Source organism: Rhodococcus sp. NPDC056960, assembly GCF_042674125.1.
Lineage (GTDB): Bacteria > Actinomycetota > Actinomycetes > Mycobacteriales > Mycobacteriaceae > Rhodococcus_F.
In genome coordinates this window covers 212995-231718 of sequence record NZ_JBHURF010000006.1, presented here as the reverse complement: position 1 = coordinate 231718, position 18724 = coordinate 212995, and the positions used below count along the sequence as shown (strand labels likewise).

Here is an 18724-nt window from a genome sequence, read left to right as displayed (position 1 = left end):
ACCCTCCGTGCGGAAGAGTGATGTGCAACACAAACGTGGCGCAGATGCACTGCGCATGTCACTGGAAACACAGCACGGAGGCCGAGATATGACGCAGAGTGAGCGGGCAGCCGACTGGATAGTCGGCATCGATGTCGGTGGCACATTCACCGACATCATTGCGCTCAACCGCAAGACGGGTGAGACCCGAGACGGCAAGGTGCTGTCGACCCTCCAGCAGGAGGAGGGTGTACTTCTGAGCATCGAGGCGATCGGTGTCGAGGTCCCGGACGTTGCCGAGATCGTGCACGGGCACACGGTGGGCATCAACGCCCTGCTCAGTCGAACCGGCGAGCGCACCGGCCTGATCGCGACACGCGGACACCGGGACCTGCTCGACATCGGACGCATGCACCGCGAGTTCGGTGACCGGTTTTACGACCCCACCTGGCTGCGGCCGCACCAGGAGCGCCCCATCGTGCAGCGCGAGTCGCGTTTCGGTGTTCCCGAGCGGCTGCGGTACGACGGTTCCGAATTGTTGCCGTTGGACGAGAATGCCGTTCGCGACGCTGCGCGTTCGCTGGCGAGCCAGGGTGCGAAGTCGGTGGCCGTGTGTTTGATGAACTCCTACATCAACCCCGACCACGAGCAGCGGGCGGCTGAGATCGTCGCAGAAGAGTTGCCGGAAGCCTACATTCAGACTTCCGCACTTTACCCGGTGACCAAGGAGCACGAGCGCACCACGACCGTCGCCCTCGACGCGTACGTCGGTCCGGCCGTCGTCGGCTACCTCGACCGACTGATGAGTCGGCTCTCCGAGCGCAATTACGCTGGGACGCTGTGGATCATGATGATGAACGGAGGTGTCGCGACGTTCGCCGACGCCGGCCGCGCTCCGGTGTTCCAGCTGGTCTCCGGTCCGGTCGGCGGCGTGAGCGGCAGCGTCAAACTCGCCAACGAGAGCAGCTCGCCGAACCTGCTCACCATCGACGTCGGCGGCACGAGCACGGACGTGGCGGCGATCGTGGCCGGCAAGACACCGCTCACCGATCTGTGGACGTTGGAAACCGGTCTCACCCTGACCATGCCGCTGGTGGACGTGGAGAGCGTCGGTTCGGGCGCCGGTAGTCTGATCCGGCCCAGCACGCTCGGCAATGTGGCGGTCGGTCCGGCGTCTGCCGGCTCGAACCCCGGGCCGGTGTGTTACCAGCGCGGTGGTGTCGAGCCCACCCTCACCGATGCGTGCGCAGCTCTCGGTGTCCTTCAACCGGACCTGTTCGCCAACGGCGCCATTCAACTCGACGTCGACGCCTCGCTCGATGCGCTCGGGAAGGCCGGGGAGCAGTTCGGCATGTCGGCCCTCGAACTCGCGTCGGCGGCCTACGAGGTCGCCTGTGAAGACATCGCGGCGAAGGTCCGCACCATTTCGGTGTACCGGGGGCTCGACGTCCGCGAGTTCGCCCTGCAGCCCTCAGGCTCGGCAGGCCCGATGCTCGCCGACCGCGTCGGGCAGATCCTGGGCCTGGACAAGGTGATCGTGCCGCGCAACCCGGGCCAGTTCTCGGCCATGGGACTGCTGCGCAGCGACCTGATGGTCACCCGTGCGCAGTCGATCATGACACCGCTCGCACCCGCGAGCGCCGAGGCGATCGAGGCCGCCTTCGTCGCGCTGGAGAACCGCATCCGCGGTGAACTCGACAGCCAGGGCGCCGACGTCGATCGAATCCGCTTCGAGCGGGCCGTCTTCGCGATGTACCGCGGCCAGACGTGGGACAACCGCATGCCGATCCATTCCGGCGCTCTCACCACCGACAGTGTGACCGAGCTGGTACCGCAATTCCACGACTTTTACCGGGAATCCTACGGTTTCGCGGCGACGGAGATTCCCGTCGTGATCTCGACGGTGGAGGTGACGGCGATCATCCCGCGCAAGCAGCACAAGACCGACCTCACCCCCGACGACGGAGAGGCGTTCCTGCGCACGGCGGAGCTCACCTTGCCGGGCACGACCGAGCAGGTCGAGGTGTCCATCTACGTCCGGGAACGACTCGAACCCTTCGAACGGGTGCAGGGCCCCGCCCTCGTCGCGGAAAAGTTCGCGACCACCCTCGTCCTTCCCGGCCGGACGGCCTACGTGGACGGCGACCTGAATCTCATCATCGAGCCCCAGAGCTGAGGAACAGACCATGACGATCACCACCCCTGACGCCGGCCCCGCCGTCGACGTCGAACTCGACATCCTCCGCTACGGCCTCACCGAGGTCGCCCGCGAGATGCTCGACTCGCTGATGCGCAGCGCCTTCTCCCCGGTCTGCCGCGACATCCTCGACTGCACCAGCGCCATTCACATGCGCACCGACGACGGCTGGGAAACCGTCGCACTGTGGGAAGGCTGCATGCAGCACGCCTTCACCGCCCCGCACATCGCGAACTTCGTGATGGACGACTGGGACATCGACAACATGCAACCCGGCGACGTCATCTTCGTCAACGACCCGTGGCGCGGCACCATCCACCAGTCCGACGTCAACCTGCTCCGGCCCGTCTTCGTCGACGGCCGGGTGGAATTCCTGCTGCACTCGACGTCCCACCTCGTCGACCTCGGCGGCGCGATCCCGGGCGGCTTCTCCAACGGCACCCAGACGCACTTCGAGGAACAGCTCAAACTGCCGCCGACATTGCTGTATGCGAACGACGTGCCGGTTCGCCCGACGTTCAACTTCATCCTGGAGAACAACCGCGTCCCGCAGCTCGTGCTCGGCGATCTGCGTGCCCTGCACGGATGCCTGGTGGTCGGAGAGCGCCAGCTGCAGGATCTGATCGCTCGCGGTGGCCTGGAGAAGGTGCGCGCGGCCGGCCGCTACGCCATCGAGGCCACCGAGGCGAGCATGCGGCGCGGCATCGCGAGCATCCCGGACGGTGACTACACCGCCGAGGACTTCCTCGACGAGGACGGCGTCAGCGACGAACCGATTCCGGTCCACGTGACCGTGAAGGTGCGCGGCGACTCCATGGAGATCGACTTCTCCGGGTCCGGACGCCAGCCCCTCGGCAACTGCGGTACCGCGTGGTGCGAGGCCTCACGCTGCATCGAGGCGGTCAAGCTGATGGTCGACCCTTCGACACCGGTCAACAGCGGCACGCTGCGGCCGATCGAGACCCTGCTGCCGTCCGGCAGCGTGGTGCAGGTGCTGCCGCCGTCGAGTTGCTCCAACCACGCCGACATCGGTGCCCGGGGAATCAACGTCGTCACCCAGGCCCTGAGCCAGGCGATGGACGAGGCATTCGCCTGCGACACCGGCACTGCCGTCGTCGTCAGCCTCGGCGGCATCGATACTCGTCCGGGCCACGAAGGCACGCCGTGGGGCGCATTCGCGCTCGCCGGTGGCGGTTGGGGCGGCACATGGAAGGACGACGGCGTCTCGTTCTGCGTGATTCCGATCGGCAACTGCCGGACATCGGTGCAGGAACACGTCGAGATCGAGAGCCCGCTGGTCATTGTCCAACATGAGATGGTGATCGACACCGCCGGGGCCGGAGAGTTCCGCGGCGGTCTCGGCTCGGTCTATTCGATCTTCGCCGAGTCCGACACGATGGTCACCATCACCGCCGACCGGGTCCGCCTCGGCGCTCCCGGGTCGAACGGAGGGGGCGCCGGCTCGCCGGCCTACGGTTGGTACATCGAGAACTTCGACCTCGCCGAACACGGTGACCCGCTCGACCTGCGTGGGGCCGAACCGTTGTTCGGCATGTTCGACGAACAGGGCCGACCGGACCCGAACGACGGCGAGTTCGGCCGCGGCGCGCGCTACCAGACCGGCAAGTTCTCCGGACTGATCCTCAAAGCCGGCGACGCGCTCCGCTTCGTGATCGGCGGTGGCGGCGGCTGGGGTGACCCCCTGGCCCGTATCCCCGGGAAGGTGCTGCAAGACGTTCGCAGCGGGCTCGTGAGCCCTGAGTTCGCGGCCGACGCCCACGGGATCGTGATCACGAACGGGGACGTCGACGAAGCCGCCACCACAGCACGGCGTGCGCAGCTCGCAGCCGACCGCGACCAGGGCCGCTGGAGCGTGCCCGTGGCCACCCCCCGCAACTGGAACCTCTGAGAAAGGCATCCCCATGGCAGTCGACCGGCTCCTGTTCCCCCGCCCCGAGACCGACCGGGTCTACGTCGAACGCACCACCGTCGACGGTGAATGTCCGTCCTGCGGCGCGACGAGTCTCGCCCGCTATCCCGTGGCCAACCACCTCGGCCCCCGCATGGTCGTCAAGTGCCAGGAGTGCTTTCACCATGTGTCGGTGACCCGCCCGGAGCCGGAGGACAACTGGCCCGCATGGCGTTCCCCAGCCCGCGACTGGCCGGCCTCACGGGTCGGATAGGTACCACGCATCTACTCGGAAGAAGGACAGAAAATGTCAGGATTACTCGACGGGAAAGTAGTACTCGTCACCGGCGCGGCGGGAGGCATCGGGCGGGCGACATCCCTGTTGGCCGCGAAGGAAGGCGCCCGGATCGCGGCGGCAGATGTGTCCGAGGACGGGGTCGCGGCGACGGCAGACCTCGTGCGCGCGGCCGGCGGTGAGGCGATCGCGCTTCCCGCCGACCTCACGGCCGGGGCGTCGGTGGATGCGATGGTCGCCGCGGTAGTGGACCACTACGGCCGCCTGGACGGCGCGTTCAACAACGCCGGCGTCAGCGGCGGGCAGATCGGCCAGGGAGGCCGATCCGTTGCGGAGTGGGACGAGGACGCGTTCGACCGCGCCGTCGCCGTGAACCTCAAGGGCGTGTGGCTGTGTATGCGCGCCGAGTTGAAGCAGATGGCGACACAGGGTGGGGGCGCCATCGTGAATACGGCCTCGCTCGCGGGTCTCACCGGATTCAAGACCACGGCCGGGTATGCGGCGGCCAAGCACGGCGTGGTCGGTCTGACGAAAACTGCGGCAATCGAATACGCGCCGGCCATCCGGATCAACGCGGTGTGCCCGGGTTATACCGACACCGATTTGATGAAGGATGCCAAGCGCCGCAGCGGATCCACCATCGTGGCGCGAATTCCCTTCGGCACACTCGCACAACCCAACGACATCGCCGAAATGGCGTGCTGGCTCCTCTCCGATCGCGCCGGCTATGCAACCGGCGGCTCGTTCGTCGTCGACGGCGGATACATGGCGGGCTGACGGACGTTGCTGCCAGAAAATCTGACGGGAAAGGACCAATTCATGACTGCACTGATTGCCGACGCCGAGTGTCACATCGACGGGCGCTGGCTCGTGGGCGAAGGGGAGGCGATCCGGTCGATCAACCCGACGACCGGCCGGGAACTGGCCGTCACGCCGGCGGCAAGCCGGGGGCAGGCCGCCGCAGCGGTGTCCGCGGCCCGGCGAGCGTTCGACGACGGCGAGTGGAGTCGCCTCGGGCCGGGTGAGCGCGGTGCCCTGCTGCACCGGCTGGCGGACCTGCTCGAGCGGGACCGCGAGAAGATCATCGACCTCGCCGCCACCGAGATCGGCACCCCGATCAGCAGCGGCGCGACGTTGCACGTCGATCTGCCCGTCCGATTCTTCCGGTGGTTCGCCGACGCGGCGGCACGCGGTCCGCGGGACGGGTACGAGCAACCCCTTCCGCTGCACCACGACCCGATTGTCTCCAGCAGCATGCTGGTGCGGGACCCGGCCGGTGTAGTGGCCGCTGTGGTCGCCTACAACGTCCCGGTCATGATGTGCGCGTACAAGCTCGGCCCTGCCCTGGCATCGGGCTGCTCCACGGTCCTGGTGACCTCGCCCCGGGCCGTCCTGTTGACGGCCGCGATCATGCGTTTGATCGAGGAGGCCGGATTCCCGCCGGGCGCGGTCAACCTGGTGTTCGGTCCGCCGAGCGTGACGGAACAGGTCGTCGGTGCCCCGGAGGTCGACCTGGTGACGTTCACCGGTTCCGCCGCGGTCGGCAGCAAGATCCTCACCTTGGCGGCCCGGACCCTGAAGAAGGTCGTCCTCGAGCTCGGCGGCAAATCACCCAACATCGTGCTGCCCGGCACCGACATCGAGAAGGCGGTGCCCGCGTCCGCGCTGCGCTTCACCCGCAACAGCGGCCAAGCCTGTGGGGCGACGACACGAACCCTGGTTCCCCAGGCCGATTTCGACGAGTACGTCGAAAGGTCGGGCAAGTTCCTCGGTGGCCTCACGGTCGGCGACCCCCATCACCCCGACACCGTCCTGGGACCGCTGATCACCCGCGAACACCGTGCGAATGTGGAGGGGTTCCTGGCGCGTGCCCGGGAGGCCGGCGCCGAGGTACCTGTCGGCGGGGGCAGGCCGCCGGGCCTCGATGACGGCTTCTTCCTCGAACCGACTTTGGTGACCGGCATCTCGAACGACGCGGAGATCGCGCAGGAGGAACTCTTCGCTCCCGTCGGAGTGGTGATGCCGTACACCGACCTGGACGAGGCCGTCCGCATGGCCAACGGTGTCAAGTACGCCCTCAACGCCAACGTGTGGGGCCCCACCCCCGACGCTCTCGCGTTCGCCCGCCGCGTGCGCTCGGGCACGGTCACGATCAACGGTGGGGGCGGCATGCGCGGGGACGCTCCGTGGGGCGGTCCCGGACACAGCGGAATCGGCCGCGAGGGCGGTGAAGAGGGATTCCGAGAGTTCTTCGAAGTCAAGCACATTCAGTGGCCTGTGTAGCCGCATCGACGTCACGACCACCATCGCAGCGAACAAGAGGAATGATCTGATGCCAACAATTGTCGAAGAACTCGCGGATTTCGCCGCCCGCGCGGAGGGACGATCACTCCCGGGTGACGTGGTTGCCGAGTCCAAGCGGATTCTGCTGGATACCCTCGGCTGCGCGGTGGCGTCGCTCGGCGACGCGGGCGCGCGCCGGGGCATCGAGCACGGCCAGTTCCTCGGAGGGTCGGGTGGCTCGGCGTCGATCATCGGGACGGGCACGACGACGTCGGTGCCCGGTGCGGCGTTCGCCAACGCCGAATTGATCAACGCCCTCGATCAGGACGCAGTCCTGCCGCCCGGTCACGTGACGCCCTACGTCGTGCCCGGTGCGCTGGCGACGGCCGAAGCTCTGCACTCCTCGGGCGAACGGCTCCTCACGGCGATCGCCGTGGCACACGAGATGTCGTACCGCATCGGCAAGGCGACCGACTATCTGCGTGACATCAAAGACGGCGTGGTCACGATCCCGAAGGTCATCGGCTACAGCAGCACGCTGTTCGGTGCGGCGGCGGCGATCGGCGTGGTCAAGGGATTCAGCGCCGACACGCTGGCCGATGCGCTCGGGATCATGGGCTCGACGACGCCGACCAACACCCAACGGGCATGGATGATGCACGCGCCGTCGACGACGATCAAGTACCAACTCGCGGGCGGGATGGCCTTGTCGGCGGTGACGGCCGCACACCTGGCCGAACTCGGGCACACCGGTGACCGCCAGATGCTCGATGACCGCGAATACGGATTCCCCCGATTCATCGGGACCTCACGCTGGGAGCCGGCGCCGATCACCGCGGGTTTGGGGGCGGAGTGGACCTTCACCCCGTTCCAGTCGTTCAAGCCGTATCCCCACTGCCGGGTGATGCACGCGCTGTTCGACGCCCTCACCGAGATCATCGAGGTCAACGACATCAAGCCCGACGAAATCGAGGCCATCAACGCCTGGGGCGAGAGCTTCGTGATGCAGCCGGTGTGGGTCAACGAGACCATCCGCAATCCACGCGATGCGCAGTTCAGCATGACTCACGGCCTCGCGCTCGCCGCCCACCGGATTCCCCCGGGCAAGGACTGGCAGACGCCGGAAGCGGTGCTCGATCCGTCCGTCCTCGAGCTGACCACGAAGACGACGTTCCAGGAGCACCCCGACTACACCGCGGCGCTGGCGAGTAACCCGGCCGCACGCCGCTCGCGCATCGAGGTCCACGCGCGCGGAACCCAGTTCTCCGGCGAACGCGGCTACCCCAAGGGCAGTCCGTCGCCGGATCCGGTCACCTACATGACCGACGACGAACTGATCGCCAAATTCCGCCACAACATCGACGGGGTGGTGAGCGACGCCGACGCGGACGCCGTCATCGAGGCCGTGTACGACCTCGAGAACGTCGAGAACATCTCGACCATCCTGAACCGGTTGCGGCCCACGCCCTCAGCCTGATCGAACGGCTCGATCGATCCGAACCACTGCGCCGCCCTTGCCGAAGACTTCGTCGGTAAGGGCGGCGCAGTGGTATGCGATCGATCGCTACCCCGGCTTCCTCTGCCAGCGGCTCCACTTTCTCGCAGCGCCGAGTTCCCGCGGAGTCAATCCACCCCACACGCCGTGCTGTTCACCGAAATTGAGGGCATACTCGCGGCATTCAGTGATCACCGGGCACCGTCGGCAAATATTCTTTGCGATGCGCTCACGCTGAAGCTGGGAACTCTTGCCGTTCTCGTCGAGGTAGAAGACGGTGATATCCATTCCGCGGCAACGCGCGCGCAGCCGCCATTCCTCCGGGGTGACATCGTCATCCGGTGCGGCGTGCGATGTTCTCACAGGACACACTCCGATCGTTCGACGAGGTTTGTCGTGCCGTCCACTAAAACATCATATATTAAATGAAGGGGAGGTGTAACCGACCGGAGCATCCCCGATCGGCCGGCAGACGGTTTGTGCCCAGCACTACTGACGGTTGCCAGGGTGCTGGGCACAATCCGGAATTCGCAGCGGATGGTCTGGGGTCAGCGGGTGACGCGGAGGAGTTCGCGATCACGCGCAGGGTCGGCGAGAATCAGCGCGGCGATCGCGACGACGGCACCCACGATGCCCAGGTACTGGAACGCCGCCTGGTATCCGTCGATCTTCGTCGCCGAGGCGTCGACGACGATCCCCATCGACCATGGGCCGATGATCCCGCCGATCGCCTGCAGCGCGAAGAAGGCGCCGATGACACCGGCTGTCTGGCGCGGCGGGCAGGTTGCGATGACCGCGGCGTTGAGCAGCGGGAATATCGCGACCACCAGCCCGTATGCCACGGAGACCGCGCAGACTGCAAGAAGTGGAGACCCCAGGGTCGGCAGGCTCAGCAGCAACACCCCGGCGACGATGACGCCGACACACGGCACGACGACGCGGACCAGGCGGATGGACAGGCCGCGGCTGATCCCGCGGTCGCTCAGCCAGGAGCCGCCGACGAGCGTTGCGAGTCCGACAACGCTGGGCGCGGCGAACAGGGTGCCGGACTCGAGCCTGGAGTAGCCCAGCCCCTGCTCGAAGTACGACGGCAGCCAGGTGAGCACGACGGTCATCAGCGCGTAGGCACTCATCGCGACGAGGACGGCGGACACGAAGGTTCTCGATGTGAGCAGGCGGCGCCAGCTGACTGCCGGCTCGCTGTCGGTGTCGTCGGCCTCGGTGTGCTTGCCACCGACGGTGTAGGGGCCGGGTCGCCAGGTCAGAAGCCACGGGACGCACCACAGTGCGGTCGCACACGAAAGAACGAGGATCGCTGCTCGCCAACCATATTCGGCCACCACGAGCGCGAGGATCGGCACGACGGCCATCTTGGCCAGCATGCTTCCGCTGATGATGAGTGCGCTCGGCAGCCCTCGTTTCGCGGGCGCATGCCACGAGTAGGCAGCGGTGTGCAGCAGTGCGGACGTCGGCCCCTCCGTGAGGCCGAGAAGCATCCGGCTCGCGAGCAGCACCGCAAACGTCGCCCAGATGACGAGCGGCAGCATCACGACGCCCCACAGCACGGCGATGATCGCGATGGACCAGCGGAGCGCGAGAACTTTGTTGATGGGCCCCGCGAAGAAGCCTCCGAAGCTGAAGGCGAGGAAGAACATGCTGCCGGTGAAGCCGATCTGCGACGCACTGAGCCCGAGATCCTCGCTGAGCGGTTGTGCGATGAGGCCGAACACCGCCTTGTCGGATGCGTTCATGAGGTAGAGCACCACGAGCATTCCGGTGATGCCCCACGCGGTCAGCCGGCGAGGCTCCGTCGTCGGCCCGGGCCGGGGCACGTGCGTGGACGCGAGGTCCGTCATCAGGTGTTCTTTGTTGTTCACGTGGGGGTGCCCTTCGGTCTGGTTATCGAGATCACACCATCAACACTGTGTGTTGTGCATCATATACTATTCACAAGTGGAGAAGAATGCGCAATACATCGGGCACGAAACATCCAGGTATTGCATGCATAATATATTTCTTCTACAGTGAGGCTACGTAATGCAGCGACCGACGGTCGTACTCGTCGTCGCTCGAGAGAAAGGACGTCACATGCCGGGTTTGTACTTCGAGGAATTCGCGCCGGGAATGGTCATCGATCACGAGGTGCGCCGCACCGTGACCGAGACTGACAACGTCCTGTTCAGCACGATGACCCTGAACATGGCACCGCTCCACCTGGATGCGGAGTACAGCAAGGACTCCATTCACGGGCAGCGTCTGGTGAACAGCCTGTTCCTTCTCGGTCTCGTTGCCGGTATCTCGATGCACGACACCACCTACGGGACCACCCTCGGCAACCTCGGCTTCGACTCGATCAAGTTCCCCAAGCCGGTGTTCCACGGTGACACCATCCACGTGCGCACCGAGATCGTCTCGGCCCGGGAGTCGAAGAGCCGCAACGACTCCGGAATTATCACCTTCCGTCACTACGGCCTCAACCAGCGTGACGAGATCGTGTGCGACGCCACCCGCGTCGGCCTGATGCTCAAGAAGTCGGTCGACGAGCAGTCCTGATCGCACACCCCGACCGGACGACCGACAGTCCCAGACGAGGAGAACACGGAAATGGGCATCAGTAGCCAGCCCGAGGAGATGGCCTGGGTTCCGGGCCCCGCGGTGCGCGAACGCGCGAGGCTGCTCGCGGCGATGAAGAGCTGGGGCTTCGGCGACGATGCCACCGCTGTCGCCGAACTGGGCCGTCGCGCCGTCGCCGACCCCGAGTGGTTCTGGCGCGAGGCGCTGGCCGACCTGGACGTCGCGTTCACGACGCCGTTCGACCGGGTGCTCGACGAGTCCGAGGGCACGGAGTTCCCGAAATGGTTCCCGGGCGGCGGGATCAACGTCGCCGAACTGGCGGCCCTCCGGCATGCCCGCGGTGACCTCGCAGGCAAGACTGCGGTGGTCTACGAAGGCGACGGGGGACAGCGGCGCACGCTGACATTCGCGGAACTCGCGGCGGAGGTGAGCCGGTTCGCGGCGCACCTCGCGGGGCTGGGCGTGCGCCGCGGCGATCGCGTGGTGCTGTTCATGCCGGTCGTGCCCGAGGCAGCCGTGGCCTTTCTCGCTATTGCAATGATCGGCGCGGTCGCGGTACCCACGTTCAGCGGATACGCGCCCGACGCCCTGGCCACGCGGCTGCAGGATTCGGACGCCGTGCTCCTGGTGACCGCAGACGGCACGACCCGCCGCGACAAGGTCGTCGAGATGAAGGCGACCGCGGACGCCGCCCTGGCCCAGGCGCCGTCGGTCCGCTCCGTCGTGGTGATCCGGCACCTGGGCACCGACGTGCCGATGCAGGCCGGCCGCGACGTCTACTACGACGAACTGCCCGCCGATCCGGACCCCGTCGATGTGGCGGCCACCGAGTCGAACGACCCGCTGACGATCGTCTACACGTCTGGCACCACGGGCAGGCCGAAGGGAATCGTGCACTCGCACGGCGGTTTCGCGGCCAAGACCGCGGTCGACTTCGCCTACGGCTTCGACGTACACGCCGACGACGTGGTCTCCTGGATCACGGACCTCGGGTGGCTCGTCGGCCCGATGCTCATGACCGGCCCGCTGCAGCTCGGCGCGACCATCGTGATGATCGAGGGTCTTCCCACCCATCCCACGCCGAATCGTATGTGGGAGATCGTGAACCGCAACGGCGTCACCGTGCAGGGCATCGCGCCGACGGCGGCACGCGCACTGAAGGCGGCGGGCGACGGCACCGCCCCGGAGATGCCGACCCTGAAGACGTTCGTATCGACCGGTGAAGCCTGGGACGAGCCGACGTGGTTCTGGCTGTTCGAGGAGGTCGGCCGGCGAGAGCGCGCGATCGTCAACTACAGCGGCGGCACCGAGGTCGGCGGTGGAATCCTCGTCGGCTATCCGTTCCTGCCCGCCGCGCCCGCGGCCTTCACCGGACCGCTGCCCGGTGTCGACGCCGCGGTGCTCGACGACGACGGCAAACCGGTGGTCGGCCAGATCGGCGAACTGGCGGTGCTCAATACGTTCCCCGGGATGACGCACGCGTTCTGGCAGGACCGGGACCGCTACCTCGACACCTACTGGAGCCGCTGGGACGGCATCTGGGTACACGGCGACCTGGCGAGCATCGACACCGCCGGCATGTGGCGGATCCACGGCCGCTCGGACGACACGATCAAGTTGTCCGGACGCCGGGTGGGGCCTGCCGAGATCGAGGCCGCTCTGTTGCGCGACAACAGGATCACGGAGGTCGCGGTGATCGGCGTGCCGGACGAGATGCGCGGTCAGCGGGCGGTGGCGTTCGCGGTTCTGCGCGCCGACGGTGTCGACAGCGACGACCTGCAGGCGACGGCGTTGGCCAATGCGGGCAAATCCTTTGCGCCCGAAGTCTATGCGGTGCCGACATTGCCGAAGACGAAGAACGGAAAGATCATGCGCCGCGCCATCCGGTCGCGGTTCATCGGTGCCCCGATCGGCGACATGTCGTCGCTCGACCCGGCGACGCCGCTCGAGGACATCCCCGTGTACGCGGGCGAAGACTAGGAGAGTTGAGATGGCAGACTTCGATACCGAGAGCAACATCGAGATCGTCCGCAAGGCGACTCGCGAGCTGGCGCGGAAGTTCGACAACGACTACTGGCTGGACAAGGACCGCAAGCACGAATACCCGTGGGATTTCATCAAGGCGTTCGCGGACGGCGGCTGGCTCGGCGCGATGATTCCGGAGGAGTACGGCGGAATCGGCCTGGGCCTCCAGGAGGCCGCGGTGATGATGGGCGAGATCGCGTCCTCCGGCGGCGGTATGAGCGGTGGCTCGGCGATCCACTTCTACGTCTTCCCGCCGGCGCCGATCGTCCGGTACGGCTCGGAGGAGATGAAGAAGAAGTATCTCCCGAAGCTGGCGTCGGGGGAGATGCTCACCGCGTTCGGCATCACCGAACCGACCGCCGGCGTGGACACGTCGCGTATCAAGACGAAGGCGACCAAGGTCGACGGTGGCTGGGTCATCAACGGGCAGAAGGTGTTCATCACCAACGCCCAGAACGCGCACCGCATCCTGCTGCTGGCCCGCACGTCGCCGCGTCGTGACGACAAGCCGTTGCACGGGATGACGATCTTCTTCGCCGAACTCGACCCCAAGCACGTCACGATTCGCGAGATCGACAAGCTCGGCCGCGCGGCCATCGACACCAACGAACTGTTCATCGACAACCTGTTCGTGGCCGACGAAGACGTCGTCGGAGAGGTCGACAAGGGCTTCTACTACATCATCGACGGGCTCAACCCCGAACGCATCGTCGTCGCGATGGAGGGCATCGGCCTCGGTCGTGCTGCCCTCGATATCGGTACCGAGTACGCGAAGAACCGGGTGGTGTTCGATCGCCCGATCGGCCAGAACCAGGCCGTCGCCCACCCGCTCGCGGACTCGTGGATTCGCCTCGAGGCAGCCGAGCGCATGGCCATGCACGCCGCGAAACTGTTCGACGACAAGCAGGAATGCGGGCACGAGGCAGCCGCTGCGAAATACCTCGGCGCCGAGGCCGGCTTCGAAGCATGCGACCGCGTGTTCTCGACGCTGGGTGGGTACGCGTACGCGAAGGAGTACCACATCGAGCGGCTGTGGCGGGAGGTGCGACTGCTGCGCAACGCGCCGTTCTCGCAGGAGATGGTGCGCAACTACGTCTCGCAGCAGGTGCTCGGCCTGCCGCGGTCGTACTGAGCCCACCGACGAAGGAGTGTGACGATGACCGGTCCGCTGGCTGGAGTCCGGGCGCTGGTGCTTGCGGGAATGGGCCCGGTGCCGTACGTCTCGATGCTGCTCGCCGACATGGGAGCCGACGTGGTCCGGGTGGTGCGGCCGCCCAACCGGTCGGCGCGCGCGCTCAGCCAGACGGACGGTCTGACCGAGGAAGTCGACGTCGTCAACCGCGGCGTCGACGCGGTGGCCGTCGACCTCAAGGATCCGGCCGGGCGTGAGAGTGTGCTGCGCCTGGCCGAGGCCGCGGACGTCTTCATCGAGGGATACCGGCCCGGCGTCACCGAACGGCTCGGGCTCGGACCGGACGAGGTGATGGCGCGCAACGAGCGACTCGTGTACGTGCGGCTGACCGGCTACGGACAGACCGGTCCCCGGTCACGGGACGCCGGACACGACATCAACTACGTGGCGCAGTCCGGCGCGTTGCATGCCATGGCACGGTCGGACAGTGCGCCCCGCCCGCCGATCAACCTGCTCGGCGATTACGCGGCGGGCGGCGCCATGGGGGCGTACGGCATCGCGTGCGCACTCGTTTCCGCCGCCCGCACGGGGCGAGGCCAGGTGATCGACGCCGCCATGGTCGACGGCGTCGCGGCACTGACCGCGAAGCTGCAGGGACTGCGCGCGGCCGGCCTCTACTCGGACGATCCGGGGACGAACTTCCTCGACTCCGGGGCACCGTTCTACGACACCTACCGCTGCGCCGACGGCGGGTACATCGCCGTCGGAGCGCTCGAACCCGACTTCTATCGGGAATTCGTCTCGCGCCTCGGCCCTGATACCGGCGACTGGCCCGACCAGAACGATCGTGCGTCGTGGCCGCACCTGCGCAAGCTGATCGGCGACGCGGTCGAGTGCCGCACGCGTGACGAATGGGAGCAGGTGTTCGCGGGTACCGATGCCTGCGTCACCCCGGTGCTCACATTCGACGAGGCCGCGGCGGATCCGCACAACACCCAGCGTGGCGTGTACCGGACCGTCGGCGGTGTTCTCCATCCGATGCCCGCGCCGCGTTTCAGCGGCACACCTGCGCGGGAACCCCAGACTCCGCGGGTCGGCACCGTCGCGACCACGGACGTCGCGTCGCGGTGGGGCTTCGGTGCCTGACCGAACCGCTCTACTCGAGAAGAAATGTGGAAAGGAAGTAGTCGTGACCAGCTACGAGGACTTCACGTCCGTGAAGGTGGACCGCCCGGAAGACGGCATTCTCCGCATCGTGCTGGACGGGCCGAACCTCAACGCGGTGGGCCCGGACGCGCACCGCGAGCTGGCCGACATCTGGCCGGTGATCGGGCTCGACGAGTCGGTGCGCGCCGTCGTGATTCGCGGTGCCGGTGAGCGGGCCTTCTCTGCGGGCGGCAGCTTCGACCTCGTCGAGGCCATGATCGGCGACTTCGCGTCGCGGACCCGGGTGATGCGTGAGGCTCGCGATTTGGTGCGCAACATCATCGAGGTACCGCAGCCGATCATCTCCGCGATCAACGGACCAGCTGCCGGCGCCGGTCTGGTCGCCGCTCTGCTGGCAGACATCTCGGTCGCGGGCCGTCGCGCCAAGATCGTCGACGGTCATGTCCGGCTCGGTGTCGCCGCGGGTGACCACGCCGCCATCTGCTGGCCGCTGCTGATGAGCATGGCGAAGGCCAAGTACCACCTGCTCACCAACGAGGTGCTCACCGGCGAGGAGGCGGAGCGGATCGGCATGGTGTCGCTGTGCGTCGACGACGATCAGGTACAGGACCGGGCGATGGAGATCGCGCGGAAGCTGGCCGCCGGCTCGCGGGCCGGTATCCAGGGCACCAAGATGGCGCTCAACGGCTGGTACCGGCAGGCGATGCCGATCTTCGATGCGTCGCTGGGGCTCGAGTTCTACGGCTTCGGTGGTCCCGACGTGGTCGAGGGCGTGTCCTCGCACCGGGAGAAGCGGGAGCCGAAGTTCTCGTGAGCGGAACCGAACAGGAAAGGCAGGGCCCGCTCGCCGGCATCACCGTCGTCGGATTGGAGCAGGCGATCTCGGCGCCGCTGTGCACGCGCCATCTCGCGGACCTCGGTGCCCGGGTGATCAAGGTGGAGGCGCCGGGCTTCGGCGATTCGACGCGGGCGTACGACTCCGTCGTCGGTGGGATGTCTGCGCACTTCACCTGGCTCAACCACGGCAAGGAGTCGGCGACGCTGGACCTCAAGTCGGCCGCCGACGTGGGGATCTTCCGGAACATCCTCTACACGGCCGACGTCGTGGTCAGCAATCTCGCCCCGGGCGCGCTCGATCGGCTGGGAATCGGAACCGCTGAACTTTCGCGTTGCTATCCGCGTCTGATCGTGGTGGACATTTCCGGTTACGGGAAGGGAGGTCCCCTCGACCACAAGCGGGCGTACGACCTGCTCATCCAGGCCGAGGGCGGGTCGTGCAGCATCACCGGCGCACCGGGGCATCCGGCCAAGCCGGGCATTCCGGTGGCCGACGTCGGGACGGCGTTGTACGCGTACTCCGCGGTGCTGGCCGCGCTGTACGACCGGGAACGCACCGGGCGGGGAGCGGTCATCCCGATCGCCATGCTCGACACCGTCGCCGAGATGATGGGGTTCGCTCTCAACCAGGTGATCCACGCCGGTACCGAGCCGGTGCCCGTCGGCATGGGGTCGCCGATGATCGCGCCCTACGGCGCGTACCCCACCTCCGACGACCAGACCGCGGTGCTCGGGACCACCAACGACCGCGAGTGGCGACGCCTCGCCGAGATGATCGGCCGACCGGAGCTCGCCGACGAACCGCGATTCGCGCACAACGACGATCGTGTCGAGGCGCGTAACGAAGTGGACGCGGTCGTGGGCGCGTGGTGCGCGGAGCACACGCTGGCGGAGATTCAGAAGACGGCGGACGCCGCGGGGATCGGCAACGCCCGGCTCAACAGCGTGCGCGACCTGGCCGAGCACCCGCAGCTGGTCGAGCGTGGACGGTGGCGCGAGGTGGGTACCCCATCCGGCCCGGTGCCGGCGCTGCTCCCACCTGCTGTCGCGGTCGGGTGGCCGGTGCGCAGCGGATCGGTGCCGGAACTCGGTGCGCACACCGACGCCATCCGGGCTGAATTCGAGTAGAGGAAAAGGATCGCAGCATGGCTGTTCCCCATTCGGCACGGCTCTGGAGCGCGGTCGAGTCGCTCGCGCCGGGCGACGCTGCGGCGCTGCAGAACCGGCGCCTGCGCGAGCAACTCGACTATCTCGCCGCCCGCAGCAAGTTCTACGCGGCGAAGTTCGCGGCGCATTCGGTCGACATCACCAGGGTGCGGACGGTGGCGGACCTCGCCGAGTTGCCGTTCACCGAGAAACAGGAGCTGCGCGACAGCCTGGCGGCGACGCCTCCGCTCGGCAGCCACGTCGCGGCCGCTCGCGCCGACATCGTGCAGATCCAGGCGTCGTCCGGCACCACCGGCAGCCCGTCCTACGTCGGGTTGACGCGGCGCGACATCGACGTCTGGTGCGAACTCGGAGCGCGAGCACTGTACGCCAATGGTTTTCGCCCCGGCGACCGGCTGCTGCACGGATTCGGAATGAGCAAGGGGTTCGTCGGCGGGATCCCGGTGGTACAGATGGCGCAGTACATGGGCATCGTCGATATTCCGATCGGTGCCGAGGCCGGCGCCGAGCGACTGCTGCGGGTGCAGGCCGATCAGCGGCCTGACGCGTTGATCGGCACGCCGAACTTCCTGGCCTATCTGGCCGAACAGGCACCTGCGATCCTCGGGCGGCCCGCCCGCGATCTGGGCGTGCGCGCCATCAGTGTGGGCGGGGAGCCGGGCGGCGGCCTGCCCGCGGTCCGCGGCAAGCTGGAGTCGCTGTGGGGCGCGACGTCGCGGGAGATGCTCGGCGGCACCGACATCGCATGTATCTACTGGGGTGAATGCGAGGCCGGCGACGGGATGCACTTCCTTTCCCCGGACCTGATGGTGGCCGAACTGATCGACCCGGAGACCGGCGAGATCGTCGCGCCCGTCGCCGGCGCCCGGGGCGAGCTGGTGTACACGGCGCTGCGACGGCAGGCGTCGCCGTTGCTGCGGTTCCGCACCCGCGACCACGTCGTGGTCACCGGCACCGACTGCGCGTGTGGCCGCACCGGGTACAAGGTGCGGTGCGTCGGCCGGACCGACGACATGCTGATCGTGCGCGGTATCAACCTCTTTCCCTCCGCGGTCAAGCAACTGGTGTCGGAGCTGGCGCCGGCCACCACCGGCGAGATGCGCATTCGCGTCGACTTCGAGGGGCATTCGACCCAGCAACCTCTCGTGCTGATCGTGGAGCATGCCGACGGACTCGGTGCCGAGCAGCAGGACGAACTGCGGTCGACGATCGAACAGAGGGTCCGGTCGGCGCTGGGCGTCAAGGCGGTGGTCGAGCTCGTGCCCGAACTCACGCTCGCGCGACCGGACCACATCAAGGTGAACCTGATCGAACGGGTGCCCTGACGGGGCGTGGCCGCTGCGCCACCGTCTTCCGGACACGGGGACGGAACAGGAACGGCAGCCGGAGGGCACTGCACAGGTGGCCGAGGTAGATGTTGTCCGCGATGGTCAGATGACTGAAGAAGCCGGAGGCCTTGCGGTCCTCCGTGATGTAGACGATGCCGGCCCGGCGGGCGTGACGCGGTGTCCGGAAGCGGACCGGTTTTCCGTTGAGCTGCACCGTGCCACCGCGGAGACGACGACGCTTCGTGATGCCGCTGATGATCATCGCGACCTCGCCGCGCCCCGCACCGACCCACCCGTACAGGCCGACGACGTCAACCGGCCGTTCGATTCGCTCAA

Annotated in this window: 16 protein-coding genes; 13 read left to right on the top strand and 3 right to left on the bottom strand. The window is 67.3% G+C overall.

All coding sequences use genetic code 11. From position 1 onward, the window contains the following. Nucleotides 1-88: 88 nt before the first annotated feature. From ACFTWF_RS11740 to ACFTWF_RS11715, 6 genes are read left to right on the top strand one after another with little or no spacing between them, the layout of a single operon-like run. On the top strand, nucleotides 89-2155 hold the full coding sequence (locus tag ACFTWF_RS11740; protein WP_378461371.1) for a hydantoinase/oxoprolinase family protein: 2067 nt from the start codon (nucleotides 89-91) through the stop codon (nucleotides 2153-2155). A 10-nt stretch (nucleotides 2156-2165) separates the two neighbouring features. Beyond that, complete coding sequence (locus ACFTWF_RS11735) at nucleotides 2166-4085, top strand: hydantoinase B/oxoprolinase family protein (protein WP_378461370.1); 1920 nt, start codon at nucleotides 2166-2168, stop codon at nucleotides 4083-4085. A gap of 13 nt (nucleotides 4086-4098) precedes the next feature. After that, nucleotides 4099-4359 (top strand): hypothetical protein, encoded by a 261-nt coding sequence (locus tag ACFTWF_RS11730; RefSeq protein WP_185726531.1) that lies wholly within the window; start codon nucleotides 4099-4101, stop codon nucleotides 4357-4359. A 33-nt stretch (nucleotides 4360-4392) separates the two neighbouring features. After that, nucleotides 4393-5157, top strand: coding sequence for an SDR family NAD(P)-dependent oxidoreductase (locus ACFTWF_RS11725; RefSeq protein ID WP_378461369.1), 765 nt, complete (start codon nucleotides 4393-4395; stop codon nucleotides 5155-5157). 42 nt (nucleotides 5158-5199) lie between these two features. Continuing rightward, nucleotides 5200-6663: an aldehyde dehydrogenase family protein gene (locus ACFTWF_RS11720; protein WP_378461368.1), complete on the top strand. Its 1464-nt coding sequence runs from the start codon at nucleotides 5200-5202 to the stop codon at nucleotides 6661-6663. Nucleotides 6664-6712: 49 nt separating this feature from the next. Beyond that, nucleotides 6713-8140 carry an MmgE/PrpD family protein gene (locus tag ACFTWF_RS11715; protein WP_378461367.1) on the top strand — a complete coding sequence of 476 codons (1428 nt, stop codon included), beginning with the start codon at nucleotides 6713-6715 and terminating at the stop codon, nucleotides 8138-8140. Nucleotides 8141-8227: 87 nt separating this feature from the next. On the opposite strand, the gene ACFTWF_RS11710 is transcribed toward ACFTWF_RS11715, so the two are convergent. Both ACFTWF_RS11710 and ACFTWF_RS11705 read right to left on the bottom strand, forming a co-directional pair. Further along, nucleotides 8228-8521, bottom strand: coding sequence for a WhiB family transcriptional regulator (locus ACFTWF_RS11710; RefSeq protein ID WP_378461366.1), 294 nt, complete (start codon nucleotides 8519-8521; stop codon nucleotides 8228-8230). 185 nt (nucleotides 8522-8706) lie between these two features. Next, nucleotides 8707-10014 carry an MFS transporter gene (locus tag ACFTWF_RS11705; protein WP_378461490.1) on the bottom strand — a complete coding sequence of 436 codons (1308 nt, stop codon included), beginning with the start codon at nucleotides 10012-10014 and terminating at the stop codon, nucleotides 8707-8709. A gap of 232 nt (nucleotides 10015-10246) precedes the next feature. On the opposite strand from ACFTWF_RS11705, the gene ACFTWF_RS11700 reads away from it, so the two are divergent. From ACFTWF_RS11700 to ACFTWF_RS11670, 7 genes are read left to right on the top strand one after another with little or no spacing between them, the layout of a single operon-like run. Continuing rightward, nucleotides 10247-10711, top strand: a complete 465-nt coding sequence (locus tag ACFTWF_RS11700) for a MaoC family dehydratase (protein WP_378461365.1) — start codon at nucleotides 10247-10249, stop codon at nucleotides 10709-10711. 51 nt (nucleotides 10712-10762) lie between these two features. Beyond that, nucleotides 10763-12712, top strand: a complete 1950-nt coding sequence (locus ACFTWF_RS11695) for an AMP-binding protein (RefSeq protein WP_378461364.1) — start codon at nucleotides 10763-10765, stop codon at nucleotides 12710-12712. 10 nt (nucleotides 12713-12722) lie between these two features. Continuing rightward, nucleotides 12723-13889, top strand: a complete 1167-nt coding sequence (locus ACFTWF_RS11690; RefSeq protein WP_378461363.1) for an acyl-CoA dehydrogenase family protein — start codon at nucleotides 12723-12725, stop codon at nucleotides 13887-13889. 24 nt (nucleotides 13890-13913) lie between these two features. After that, nucleotides 13914-15035: a CaiB/BaiF CoA transferase family protein gene (locus ACFTWF_RS11685; RefSeq protein ID WP_378461362.1), complete on the top strand. Its 1122-nt coding sequence runs from the start codon at nucleotides 13914-13916 to the stop codon at nucleotides 15033-15035. A gap of 43 nt (nucleotides 15036-15078) precedes the next feature. Continuing rightward, nucleotides 15079-15870, top strand: a complete 792-nt coding sequence (locus tag ACFTWF_RS11680; protein WP_378461361.1) for an enoyl-CoA hydratase/isomerase family protein — start codon at nucleotides 15079-15081, stop codon at nucleotides 15868-15870. Beyond that, the gene (locus ACFTWF_RS11675) at nucleotides 15867-17021 is read left to right on the top strand and encodes a CaiB/BaiF CoA transferase family protein (protein WP_378461360.1); all 1155 of its coding nucleotides are present in this window, start codon (nucleotides 15867-15869) and stop codon (nucleotides 17019-17021) included. Before ACFTWF_RS11680 ends, ACFTWF_RS11675 begins: the two co-directional genes overlap by 4 nt. A gap of 17 nt (nucleotides 17022-17038) precedes the next feature. Beyond that, the gene (locus ACFTWF_RS11670) at nucleotides 17039-18385 is read left to right on the top strand and encodes a phenylacetate--CoA ligase family protein (RefSeq protein ID WP_378461359.1); all 1347 of its coding nucleotides are present in this window, start codon (nucleotides 17039-17041) and stop codon (nucleotides 18383-18385) included. On the opposite strand, the gene ACFTWF_RS11665 is transcribed toward ACFTWF_RS11670, so the two are convergent. After that, entirely contained in the window at nucleotides 18354-18650 is a 297-nt protein-coding gene (locus ACFTWF_RS11665) for a hypothetical protein (RefSeq protein WP_378461358.1), read from the bottom strand. The two genes, ACFTWF_RS11670 and ACFTWF_RS11665, sit on opposite strands and share 32 nt — an antisense overlap. Between the last annotated feature and the right edge of the window lie 74 nt (nucleotides 18651-18724).

What these genes read in the sequence shown, in the direction of transcription:
- ACFTWF_RS11690 (WP_378461363.1), top strand. Translation starts at nt 12,723, where the DNA reads ATGGCAGACTTCGATACCGAGAGCAACATCGAGATCGTCCGCAAGGCG.
- ACFTWF_RS11685 (WP_378461362.1), top strand. Translation starts at nt 13,914, where the DNA reads ATGACCGGTCCGCTGGCTGGAGTCCGGGCGCTGGTGCTTGCGGGAATG.
- ACFTWF_RS11735 (WP_378461370.1), top strand. Translation starts at nt 2,166, where the DNA reads ATGACGATCACCACCCCTGACGCCGGCCCCGCCGTCGACGTCGAACTC.
- ACFTWF_RS11700 (WP_378461365.1), top strand. Translation starts at nt 10,247, where the DNA reads ATGCCGGGTTTGTACTTCGAGGAATTCGCGCCGGGAATGGTCATCGAT.
- ACFTWF_RS11720 (WP_378461368.1), top strand. Translation starts at nt 5,200, where the DNA reads ATGACTGCACTGATTGCCGACGCCGAGTGTCACATCGACGGGCGCTGG.
- ACFTWF_RS11665 (WP_378461358.1), bottom strand. Translation starts at nt 18,650, where the DNA reads ATGATCATCAGCGGCATCACGAAGCGTCGTCGTCTCCGCGGTGGCACG.
- ACFTWF_RS11705 (WP_378461490.1), bottom strand. Translation starts at nt 10,014, where the DNA reads ATGACGGACCTCGCGTCCACGCACGTGCCCCGGCCCGGGCCGACGACG.
- ACFTWF_RS11725 (WP_378461369.1), top strand. Translation starts at nt 4,393, where the DNA reads ATGTCAGGATTACTCGACGGGAAAGTAGTACTCGTCACCGGCGCGGCG.
- ACFTWF_RS11740 (WP_378461371.1), top strand. Translation starts at nt 89, where the DNA reads ATGACGCAGAGTGAGCGGGCAGCCGACTGGATAGTCGGCATCGATGTC.
- ACFTWF_RS11715 (WP_378461367.1), top strand. Translation starts at nt 6,713, where the DNA reads ATGCCAACAATTGTCGAAGAACTCGCGGATTTCGCCGCCCGCGCGGAG.
- ACFTWF_RS11730 (WP_185726531.1), top strand. Translation starts at nt 4,099, where the DNA reads ATGGCAGTCGACCGGCTCCTGTTCCCCCGCCCCGAGACCGACCGGGTC.
- ACFTWF_RS11695 (WP_378461364.1), top strand. Translation starts at nt 10,763, where the DNA reads ATGGGCATCAGTAGCCAGCCCGAGGAGATGGCCTGGGTTCCGGGCCCC.
- ACFTWF_RS11670 (WP_378461359.1), top strand. Translation starts at nt 17,039, where the DNA reads ATGGCTGTTCCCCATTCGGCACGGCTCTGGAGCGCGGTCGAGTCGCTC.